Source organism: Pseudomonas sp. NPDC087817, assembly GCF_044742875.1.
In the GTDB taxonomy this organism is placed as follows: domain Bacteria; phylum Pseudomonadota; class Gammaproteobacteria; order Pseudomonadales; family Pseudomonadaceae; genus Aquipseudomonas.
In genome coordinates, this window is record NZ_JBIUVJ010000109.1 from 1 (window position 1) to 9,325 (window position 9,325).

Genomic DNA, 9,325 nt, shown 5'->3' on the forward strand with positions numbered 1-9,325 from the left:
CACGCCTTGGGACCCTATTGGGTCTAGCTCCAAGTGGTGTTTACCTAGCCACGAACGGTTCCCAGCCGTGCGGTGCGCTCTTACCGCACCTTTTCACCCTTACCGGCGCTTGCGCGCTTAGGCGGTTATTTTCTGTGGCACTTTCCGTAGGCTCACGCCTCCCAGGCATTACCTGGCACTTCGCCCTATGGAGCCCGGACTTTCCTCCCCCCCCTAATTTTCATAGAGGGCAGCGACTGTCCGATCGACTCTCCGCCGCGAAGGTTAACGGCAGAGCGGCCGAAGAACAAGCGCTAAAAGCCCCAAGAGCGCTATGGGCGACGGCTTACACGTCTTTTTGTTTGTCGAGCGCGACCTGATACAGCACGTTTTTACGCTCGCCGGTAATCTGCGCTGCCAGCGCGGCGGCACGCTTGAGCGGCATCTCCTCAAGCAACAGATTGAGGATGCGCATCGCCTCGCTGCTGACGGCATCTTCGGACTCTGGCGCGCTCCAGCCGGCCACCAGCACGACGCATTCGCCGCGCTGCTGATTGCTGTCGGATTCAACAAACGCGCGCAGCTCAGCCAGCGGCAAACCTTTAAGCGTTTCGAAGGTTTTGGTTATTTCACGGGCGAGCAAGGCCTGACGCTCACCACCGAACACCGCCTCCATATCCTGCAGACATTCAAGAATACGGTGCGGAGCTTCGTAAAAGATCAACGTGCGCAGCTCTTCCTTGACAGCTTCCAGGCGCGCCTTGCGGCCGACCGACTTGGCTGGGAGAAAACCTTCGAAGATGAAACGGTCAGATGGCAGACCTGCGGCCGACAGCGCGGCGATCAACGCACACGCGCCAGGAACCGGCACTACATTGATCCCGGCAGCACGGGCCTGACGCACCAGGTGGTAACCCGGATCAGAAATCAGCGGCGTACCGGCATCCGAAATCAGCGCGACGTTGTCACCTGCCAGCAAGCGGGTAATAAAGCGACTACCTTCATCTCGTTCGTTATGTTCGTGACAGGCAGCCAACGGCGTGGGAATCCCGAAGTGCTGCATCAGTCGCTGCGAATGACGCGTGTCTTCGGCAGCGATCAACGACACTTCGCGGAGAATTTTCAGGGCCCGGGCGCTGATGTCGTCCAGGTTGCCGATGGGCGTCGCCACCACATAAAGCGAGCCAGCAGCGGAATTCAAAGGACCTGGAGCAGTCAAAGCGCACACCTCGTGATCGGTAAAAGGCGGCATTGTAACGCGTCACGAGGCTTGCGACGTGCACCGCCCATGCTCGGTTTTGCGTGTCGTTGTGCACTGACGCAACATTTACTCCAGCTAAATTGCCTGATTCACACCAGTAACATCGCGCCCCGGCCAGTGCTTGGGTACAATTCGACGCTAATTTGATCGAGTATCAGGAACACTTACATGATCGCTTGCCTGCGGCTGTTCACTGCCCTCTGCCTCGCTGCCTTGTTGGCGGCTTGCGCCAGCTCCCCTTCCTCCAGCCTTGGCGAACTTCCACGGACCCCGGATGCCAGCATCGAGCAACTGCTCGAACAGGCTAGTCAGGCGAAAACCCCGGAAAAAGCCGCCCTGTTGCGCCTGAGCGCTGCGGACCTGGCTTATCGCCAGGGCAATGCCGGACAGTCCGCGCAAATCCTGCAACAAGTGCCGATGGAGCAACTGAAGCCAGGCCAGCAGATTTTCGCCAGCACCTTGAATGCTGAGCTGGCCATGACCCGCAATCAGCCGAAAGCCGCGCTGACTGCACTGAGCCATCCAAGCCTGCAACACCTGGGCGAGATGCCAGAAGAGCAACAAGTACGCACCGGCACCGTACATGCCCGCGCCCTTGAAGCCGATGGCCAGACATTGGCTGCCGCTCGTGAACGTGTGTTCATCGCACCGATGCTGCAAGGCGAAGCCGCCAGCAAAAACCACGAAGCGATCTGGACCCTCATTGGCTCGCTGCCAACCGACCAACTGCAACCGAACACCACCGACGATCTCGGCGGCTGGATGGGCCTGGCCATGGCAGTGAAATCCGCCGGCACCCTGGAACAGCAGCAAGCAGCGATCGACGCCTGGCGTGCGCAGAATCCAAAGCACCCGGCCGCCATCAACCTGCCGCTGCCATTGACCAAGCTCAAGGAACTGGCCAGCCAGCCACTGAGCAAGATCGCCCTGCTGTTGCCGCAGGACGGCCAACTGGCCGCAGTCGGCAAGGCTCTGCGTGAAGGCTTCATGGCTGCGCACTACCAGGCTCAACAGGCCGGGCAAAAGCCGCCAGCGATCGAGTTCTACGACAGCTCCAAGCTGACTTCGATGGACGAGTTCTACCGCAAGGCTCAGGCTGACGGCGTGCAACTGGTCGTCGGCCCGCTGGAAAAACCACTGGTCAAACAACTGAGCACCCGTCCGCAACTGCCGATCACCACCCTCGCGCTGAACTATAGCGAAGGCGATCAAGGTCCGGCGCAACTGTTCCAGTTTGGTCTGGCGGCTGAAGACGAAGCCCGTGAAGTGTCCCGTCGCGCTCGCGCCGATGGCCTGCACCGCGCCGCAATCATGGTGCCGAAAGGCGAATGGGGCGACCGCGTATTGCGTGCGTTCAGCCAGGACTGGCAGGCGAATGGTGGCAGCATCGTTGCCACCGAACGTGTTGATCAGCCAGTGCAACTGGCCCAGCAGATCGCCGACATGTTCCAGCTGCGCCAGAGTGAAGCCCGCGCCAAGAGCCTGCAAAATGCTGCCGGCACCAACGTCGCCGCACAGCCTTCGCGCCGTCAGGACATCGAGTTCATCTTCCTCGCTGCAACCCCGCAGCAAGCGCAGCAGATCAAGCCGACCCTGAACTTCCAGTACGCCGGTGACGTTCCTGTGTATGCAACCTCGCACGTGTACAGCGCCAGCGGTGACGTCAACCAATACAACGACATGAACGGCATTCGCTTCTGCGAAACCCCATGGCTGTTGGAAACCAGCGATCCACTGCGCCAGCAAGTGGTTGCACAGTGGCCGCAAGCGGCAGGCAGCCTCGGTCGTCTGTACGCGATGGGCGTGGACGCCTACCGCCTGGCGCCACGCCTGGGCCAACTCAAAGCCTTGCCGGACAGCCGCATCGATGGTGAGTCGGGCAGCCTCGGCATGACCCAGACCCAGCGCGTTGTGCGTCAGTTGCCTTGGGCGCAGTTCGTCAGCGGTCAGGTACAACGCCTGCCGGATACGCCACGCTGATGCCTGACAGGTCACGCTCGCAAAGCGGTAAAGATGCCGAGCGCCAGGCGCTCGAGCATCTGCAGGATCAAGGTCTGCGCCTATTGGCGCAGAACTGGTTATGCAAACGCGGCGAGCTTGATCTGGTCATGCTTGATGGCGATACAGTAGTATTCGTTGAAGTTCGCTACAGAAAAAACACTCAATGGGGTGGCGCGCTCGCTAGCATCGATGCGCGCAAGCAGCAGAAACTGATTTTCGCTGCGCAGTATTTTCTTCAGCGCGAGTCGCGCTGGGCCAATTCCCCCTGCCGCTTCGACGTGGTGGCCATCGACAGCCATCCGAGTCAGCTGAACTGGTTGCAGAATGCTTTCGACAGTTGACCTGCAGCCAACCCGGACTTTTTCATCCGACAAATTTTGCTCTTTGCTTTGCGGGCTGCACATTCATGTGCCGGACAGCCGCGCTACTTAAGGTCACACAGATGGACATGCAATCCCGAATTCGCCAGCTTTTCCAGGCCAGTATCGACACCAAGCAACAGGCGATGGACGTACTTGCACCGCACATCGAGCAAGCCAGCCAGATCATGGTCAACGCCCTGCTCAACGAAGGCAAAATGCTCTCGTGCGGCAACGGCGGCTCCGCCGGCGACGCCCAGCATTTCTCTTCGGAGCTGCTCAATCGCTTCGAGCGCGAGCGTCCAAGCCTGCCGGCCATCGCCCTGACCACTGATACGTCGACGATCACCTCGATCGCCAACGACTACAGCTACAACGAAGTGTTCTCCAAGCAGATCCGCGCACTCGGTCAGCCAGGCGACGTATTACTGGCGATTTCGACCAGCGGTAACTCGGCGAACATTATTCAAGCGATCCAGGCCGCACATGATCGCGAAATGATTGTCGTAGCTTTGACCGGACGCGATGGCGGCGGCATGGCGTCGCTGCTGTTGCCCGAGGACGTCGAGATTCGCGTACCGGCCAACGTCACTGCACGTATTCAAGAAGTCCACTTGCTGGCGATCCATTGCCTCTGCGATCTGATCGACAGCCAACTGTTCGGGAGTGAAGAATGACCCCTAATCGCCTTGGCCTTCTGGCCTTGACCCTGTGCCTCGGCATCAGCGGCTGCACCTCGGTGGTGAATGCCAGCCGCGAAGCGCCGATTGAAGACGACCGTGGCACCCGCACCTTCGGCAGCAAGATCGACGACTCGCTGATCGAAACCAAAGTGGGCGTGAACGTGGCCAAGGCCGACCCGGCCCTGGACAACGACTCACACATCGTCGTCACCAGCTTCAACGGCGTCGTGCTGCTGGCCGGTCAGACGCCCCGCGAAGACCTCAAGGCCAAGGCCGAACAGGCTGCCGCCAACGTGCAGCGTGTGAAGAAGGTCCACAACGAGCTGCAAGTGCTGCAGCCCTCCTCCCTGCTGGCTCGTCAGAACGACGCGTGGCTAACCACCAAGATCAAGACCCAGATGCTCACCGACGCCAGCATTCCCGGCTCGCGCATCAAGGTCGTGACCGAGAACGGTATCGTTTATCTGCTGGGCCTGCTGACCAAACAGGAAGCGGCGCAGGCGACCAACCTGGTACAGGGCGTTTCCGGCGTACAGAAGATTGTAAAACTGTTTGAGTACATCGACTGATACGCACCCTGCAGATCATAAAAAAGGCGATCCATACGGATCGCCTTTTTTTATTTCACCACTTTCAAACTTGGCCGACCGCTTGGGCGCGGCGGTTCGCTGTCCGGTGGCGGCAGGTCATCGTCCTGCTCGATATCATCTTCGTCATCCATCGGCGACTCGATATCGAACACCATGCCCTGACCGTTTTCCCGGGCATAGATACCCAGGATGGCGCTGATCGGCACGTACAGACTGTGCGGGACGCCGCCGAAGCGACCTTCGAAGGTCACCACGTCGTTGTCCATGTGCAGATGACGCACGGCACTGGGCGAGATGTTCAGGACAATCTGCCCGTCACTGGCGAAACCCTGCGGCACCTGCACGGCCGGGTACTCGGAATTGACCAGCATGTGCGGGGTGCAATCGTTATCCACAATCCACTCGTAGAGCGCGCGGACCAGATAAGGTCGACTGGAGTTCATAGCGGCTCCTTAAGCCTTAGCGCATATCGCGTTCGACACCAGACAGACTCGCCTGGAAAGCCTCACGCGCAAACGAGCGCTCCATATAATCAAGCAACGGCTTGGCTGGCCGCGGCAGTTCAATACCCAGAATCGGCAAACGCCAGAGTATTGGCAATAGGCAGCAATCCACCAGACTTTGTTCCTCACTGAGGAAAAACGGCTTGTCGGCAAACAGCGGCGACACGCCCGTCAGGCTTTCACGCAATTCCTTGCGCGCCACGACACGCGCGGCCTCCTTGGACTTGGGATCAAGAATCAGATCCACCAGACCACACCAGTCACGCTGAATGCGGTGAATCAGCAGACGACTGTTGGCACGCGCCACCGGATAAACCGGCATCAACGGCGGGTGCGGGTAACGCTCATCCAGATATTCCATCACCACGGTCGACTCCCACAACGCCAGGTCGCGATCGACCAGCGTGGGCAGGCTTCCGTAAGGGTTCACCTCAATCAGTTTAGGCGGCTGGCGACCAGCTTCCACATAAATGATCTCGGCGCTGACACCCTTCTCTGCGAGCACAATGCGCACTCGGTGGGAATAGTGGTCGGCGGGGTCGGAGTAACAGGCCAACCGATTGGTCACGCCCATGGCGATCCTCCTCGCTTGTTGAAATTATCGGAACCGGAAAAACGCGCGCGCCCAGAGGGCGCCTCCCGCAACACCTGGCTGGCCAGACGTTGCGCTATCGGAGACGCCCTTGGGCGCGCGCGATTAACAGCAATGCTTTTGAAGCGTATCAGTGCACGTCTTTCCAGTATTCACGCTTGAGCAGATAGGCGAACACAAAGAAGAACGCCAGGTACAGCAAGACGTAAGTACCGATGCGCTGATGTTGCAGCTTAACCGGGTTAGCCGAGTAAGCCAGGAAGGTTACCAGATTCTTGACCTTCTCATCGAACTGCTCTTCGTTCAGAGCACCGGACTTCGGCACGATGGTCAGCTGATCGCACGCTTCATGAGTCAGCGGCGTACCGGTCAGCGGATCATATTGCTTCTTGCCGTCTTCGACGATCTGCACCTGTTTGCAGCCCACGACCTGACGACCTTGCAGGCCGACCAGTACGTTGGGCATGCCGACGTTCGGGAAAACCTTGTTGTTCACGCCCCATGGACGTGCCGGATCTTCGTAGAACGACTTCAGGTAACCGTAGAGCCAGTCAGTGCCACGCACACGAGCGACCAGCGTCAGATCCGGTGGCGCAGCGCCGAACCAGGTCTTGGCGTCGGCCGGCTGCATGCCGATGCTCATGTGATCACCGATTTTGGCACCGGTGAACACCAGCTTCTCCAGCATCAGCTCATGAGGTACGCCGAGATCATCGGCAACTCGCTCGTAACGTTGGAACTTGGCACTGTGGCAACCCATGCAATAGTTGGCAAAGGTACGCGCGCCATCCTGCAACGCAGCCTTGTCGGAAACGTCGATGTCGACTTTTTCCAGCTCCGGACCACCATGTTCAGCGGCGAAGGACAGCACTGGCAGAGCAGCAAAAATCAGAGCAAAAAATAACTTTTTCATCAGCCAGTCACCCTTTCCGGAACCTTTTTGGTCTTCTCGAGCCTGGTGTAGAACGGCATCAGAATGAAGTAGGCGAAGTACAGGAACGTGCAGATCTGCGATACCAGCGTGCGCTCAGGTGTCGGAGCGAGAACGCCCAGAATGCCGAGAATCACGAACGAAATGCAGAACACTACCAGCCAGATTTTGCTCATCCAGCCTTTGTAGCGCATCGACTTGACCGGACTGCGGTCGAGCCAAGGCAAGACAAATAGCACTGCGATTGCCGCACCCATGGCGATAACACCCATGAGCTTGTCCGGGATTGCCCGCAGGATCGCGTAGAACGGCGTGAAGTACCAGACCGGCGCAATGTGCTCTGGCGTCTTGAATGGGTTAGCCTGCTCGAAGTTTGGTTTTTCGAGGAAGTAGCCGCCCATTTCCGGGAAGAAGAACACGATAAAGCAGAAGATGAACAGGAACACTACGACACCGACAATGTCTTTCACGGTGTAGTACGGGTGGAACGCAATGCCGTCCAGCGGGATGCCGTTTTCGTCTTTGTGTTTCTTGATATCGACGCCATCCGGGTTGTTCGAGCCGACTTCGTGCAGCGCCAGGATGTGCAGCACCACCAGACCGAGAATCACGATCGGCAGAGCGACAACGTGCAAGGCGAAGAAGCGGTTCAGGGTGATCCCGGAGATCAGGTAGTCACCGCGAATCCACTGAGTCAGGTCGTTACCGATGACCGGAATCGCACCGAACAGCGAGATGATCACCTGGGCACCCCAGTAGGACATCTGCCCCCAAGGCAACAGATAACCCATGAAGGCTTCAGCCATCAGCGCCAGGTAGATCAGCATGCCGAACACCCAGACCAGTTCACGCGGCTTCTGGTACGAACCGTAGAGCAAGCCACGGAACATGTGCAGATAGACCACGATGAAGAACGCCGAGGCGCCGGTCGAGTGCAATAGACGCAGGATCGAGCCGTACTCGACATCGCGCATGATGTATTCGACGGAAGCGAACGCTTCTTCTGCCGATGGCGTGTAGCTCATCGTCAGCCAGACACCGGTGACAATCTGGTTGACCAGCACCAGCAGCGCCAGCGAGCCGAAGAAATAGAAGAAGTTGAAGTTTTTTGGAGCGTAATACTTGCTGAGATGGTCTTCCCACATCTTGGTCGCAGGGAAGCGCGCATCAACCCAATCCATGAACTTGCTCATCACGCTTTCTCCGTATCGACGCCAATGACAATCAGGTCATCGGTCTCATAGGAATGCGGGGGAACTGGCAGGTTCAAAGGCGCAGGTTGCGACTTGTAGACGCGGCCCGCCAGATCGTAGTGGGAACCGTGGCACGGGCAGAAATAACCGCCCACCCAGTCTTTACCCAGATCCGCAGGTGCCACTTCGGGACGGAAGGTCGGTGAGCAACCCAGGTGCGTGCAGATCCCGATCAGCAGGAGAATTTCCGGCTTGATCGATCGCACCTCAGGGTCGACATAGGTAGGTTGCGTGGAGTTTTTGGAGGTTGGATCGGAGAGCTGGCCCTCGATCTTCTTGAGATTCCCCAGGATTTCCGCAGTACGACGAACAATGAACACCGGCTGGCCGCGCCACTCAGCAATCATCTGCTGCCCTGGCTCGATTTTGCTGACATTCACTTTCACCGGTGCACCGGCGGCTTTCGCCTTGGCACTGGGAAACCATGACCCCACGAACGGGACCGCAGCCCCCACCGCTCCTGCAGCACCCACCACGGATGTGGCTGCTACCAAGAAGCGACGCCGGCCTGCATTCACGCCGTCATTGCTCATTCAGTCCTCTCCCATCAGCTTTGTGGCCTGTTAAATCAGGCATCTACTAAATAAATCAATGTTACTTATAAAAATTTTGCCGAGATGGTAATGAAAAGCCCCAATTCTGACAAGGGAATTACCCGGAGCTCTCACCCTCAAGCCTTGCAGTATAGGGGGTCTACGAATGTGGCAAGTTGTCACAGCGCAATTCTTTTGATAAATCGCAGGCATAAAAAAACGCCCGGTTCCGTGAGGAATCGGGCATTCTTTTTGAACGTGGAAGCGAAATTAACGCTTCGAGTACTGCGGACGCTTACGCGCTTTACGCAGACCAACTTTCTTACGTTCAACTTCACGGGCGTCGCGAGTAACAAAGCCAGCTTTGCGCAGAGCGCCACGCAGGGTTTCGTCGTAGTCCATCAGAGCGCGAGTGATGCCGTGGCGGATTGCGCCAGCTTGACCACTTACACCACCGCCGATCACGGTGACGTAGATGTCGAACTTCTCGACAGTCTCGGTCAGCTCCAGCGGCTGACGAACTACCATGCGGGCAGTTTCGCGGCCGAAGAAGTTATCCAGCGAACGGTTGTTGATGGAGATGTTACCAGTACCCGGACGCAGGAAAACGCGTGCGGTTGCGGTCTTGCGACGGCCAGTG

At 58.2% G+C, this 9,325-nt stretch carries 11 protein-coding genes and 1 other RNA gene; 4 read left to right on the forward strand and 8 right to left on the reverse strand.

What is annotated here, in order from left to right:
- Positions 1-252: RNase P RNA component class A (rnpB, locus tag ACIONG_RS29050), an RNA gene on the reverse strand; the annotation flags it as partial.
- A gap of 73 nt (positions 253-325) precedes the next feature.
- Positions 326-1,231 carry a 16S rRNA (cytidine(1402)-2'-O)-methyltransferase gene (gene rsmI / locus ACIONG_RS29055; RefSeq protein ID WP_401304356.1) on the reverse strand — a complete coding sequence of 302 codons (906 nt, stop codon included), beginning with the start codon at positions 1,229-1,231 and terminating at the stop codon, positions 326-328.
- Positions 1,232-1,408: 177 nt separating this feature from the next.
- Between rsmI and ACIONG_RS29060 the strand changes: the two genes are divergently transcribed.
- The 4 genes from ACIONG_RS29060 to ACIONG_RS29075 all read left to right on the forward strand — a co-directional run bounded on the left by ACIONG_RS29060 (position 1,409) and on the right by ACIONG_RS29075 (position 4,852).
- Positions 1,409-3,220 carry a penicillin-binding protein activator gene (locus ACIONG_RS29060; protein WP_103306221.1) on the forward strand — a complete coding sequence of 604 codons (1,812 nt, stop codon included), beginning with the start codon at positions 1,409-1,411 and terminating at the stop codon, positions 3,218-3,220.
- Positions 3,220-3,582 carry a YraN family protein gene (locus ACIONG_RS29065; protein WP_103306222.1) on the forward strand — a complete coding sequence of 121 codons (363 nt, stop codon included), beginning with the start codon at positions 3,220-3,222 and terminating at the stop codon, positions 3,580-3,582. The genes ACIONG_RS29060 and ACIONG_RS29065 overlap by 1 nt, the downstream gene beginning before the upstream one ends.
- Before the next feature lie 101 nt (positions 3,583-3,683).
- Complete coding sequence (locus ACIONG_RS29070) at positions 3,684-4,277, forward strand: phosphoheptose isomerase (RefSeq protein ID WP_008082788.1); 594 nt, start codon at positions 3,684-3,686, stop codon at positions 4,275-4,277.
- The gene (locus ACIONG_RS29075) at positions 4,274-4,852 is read left to right on the forward strand and encodes a BON domain-containing protein (protein ID WP_103306223.1); all 579 of its coding nucleotides are present in this window, start codon (positions 4,274-4,276) and stop codon (positions 4,850-4,852) included. The genes ACIONG_RS29070 and ACIONG_RS29075 overlap by 4 nt, the downstream gene beginning before the upstream one ends.
- Positions 4,853-4,902: 50 nt before the next feature.
- Here ACIONG_RS29075 and ACIONG_RS29080 read toward each other — a convergent pair whose 3' ends face one another.
- The 6 genes from ACIONG_RS29080 to rpsI form a co-directional block, all read right to left on the reverse strand.
- Complete coding sequence (locus ACIONG_RS29080) at positions 4,903-5,316, reverse strand: ClpXP protease specificity-enhancing factor (protein WP_103306224.1); 414 nt, start codon at positions 5,314-5,316, stop codon at positions 4,903-4,905.
- A 16-nt stretch (positions 5,317-5,332) separates the two neighbouring features.
- Entirely contained in the window at positions 5,333-5,950 is a 618-nt protein-coding gene (locus tag ACIONG_RS29085) for a glutathione S-transferase N-terminal domain-containing protein (RefSeq protein ID WP_007917025.1), read from the reverse strand.
- A 148-nt stretch (positions 5,951-6,098) separates the two neighbouring features.
- Positions 6,099-6,881, reverse strand: coding sequence for a cytochrome c1 (locus ACIONG_RS29090; protein WP_213026548.1), 783 nt, complete (start codon positions 6,879-6,881; stop codon positions 6,099-6,101).
- Positions 6,881-8,092, reverse strand: coding sequence for a cytochrome bc complex cytochrome b subunit (locus ACIONG_RS29095; protein WP_103306226.1), 1,212 nt, complete (start codon positions 8,090-8,092; stop codon positions 6,881-6,883). Before ACIONG_RS29095 ends, ACIONG_RS29090 begins: the two co-directional genes overlap by 1 nt.
- Positions 8,092-8,685: a ubiquinol-cytochrome c reductase iron-sulfur subunit gene (petA, locus tag ACIONG_RS29100; RefSeq protein ID WP_003228055.1), complete on the reverse strand. Its 594-nt coding sequence runs from the start codon at positions 8,683-8,685 to the stop codon at positions 8,092-8,094. Before petA ends, ACIONG_RS29095 begins: the two co-directional genes overlap by 1 nt.
- A 270-nt stretch (positions 8,686-8,955) precedes the next feature.
- On the reverse strand, positions 8,956-9,325 hold a 370-nt coding region (gene rpsI / locus ACIONG_RS29105; protein WP_401304362.1), incomplete at its 5' end, for a 30S ribosomal protein S9.

Bases quoted from the DNA above. Each gene is read 5' to 3' on its own strand.
- rsmI (WP_401304356.1), bottom strand. From the start codon at position 1,231: ATGCCGCCTTTTACCGATCACGAGGTGTGCGCTTTGACTGCTCCAGGT.
- ACIONG_RS29060 (WP_103306221.1), top strand. From the start codon at position 1,409: ATGATCGCTTGCCTGCGGCTGTTCACTGCCCTCTGCCTCGCTGCCTTG.
- ACIONG_RS29065 (WP_103306222.1), top strand. From the start codon at position 3,220: ATGCCTGACAGGTCACGCTCGCAAAGCGGTAAAGATGCCGAGCGCCAG.
- ACIONG_RS29070 (WP_008082788.1), top strand. From the start codon at position 3,684: ATGGACATGCAATCCCGAATTCGCCAGCTTTTCCAGGCCAGTATCGAC.
- ACIONG_RS29075 (WP_103306223.1), top strand. From the start codon at position 4,274: ATGACCCCTAATCGCCTTGGCCTTCTGGCCTTGACCCTGTGCCTCGGC.
- ACIONG_RS29080 (WP_103306224.1), bottom strand. From the start codon at position 5,316: ATGAACTCCAGTCGACCTTATCTGGTCCGCGCGCTCTACGAGTGGATT.
- ACIONG_RS29085 (WP_007917025.1), bottom strand. From the start codon at position 5,950: ATGGGCGTGACCAATCGGTTGGCCTGTTACTCCGACCCCGCCGACCAC.
- ACIONG_RS29090 (WP_213026548.1), bottom strand. From the start codon at position 6,881: ATGAAAAAGTTATTTTTTGCTCTGATTTTTGCTGCTCTGCCAGTGCTG.
- ACIONG_RS29095 (WP_103306226.1), bottom strand. From the start codon at position 8,092: ATGAGCAAGTTCATGGATTGGGTTGATGCGCGCTTCCCTGCGACCAAG.
- petA (WP_003228055.1), bottom strand. From the start codon at position 8,685: ATGAGCAATGACGGCGTGAATGCAGGCCGGCGTCGCTTCTTGGTAGCA.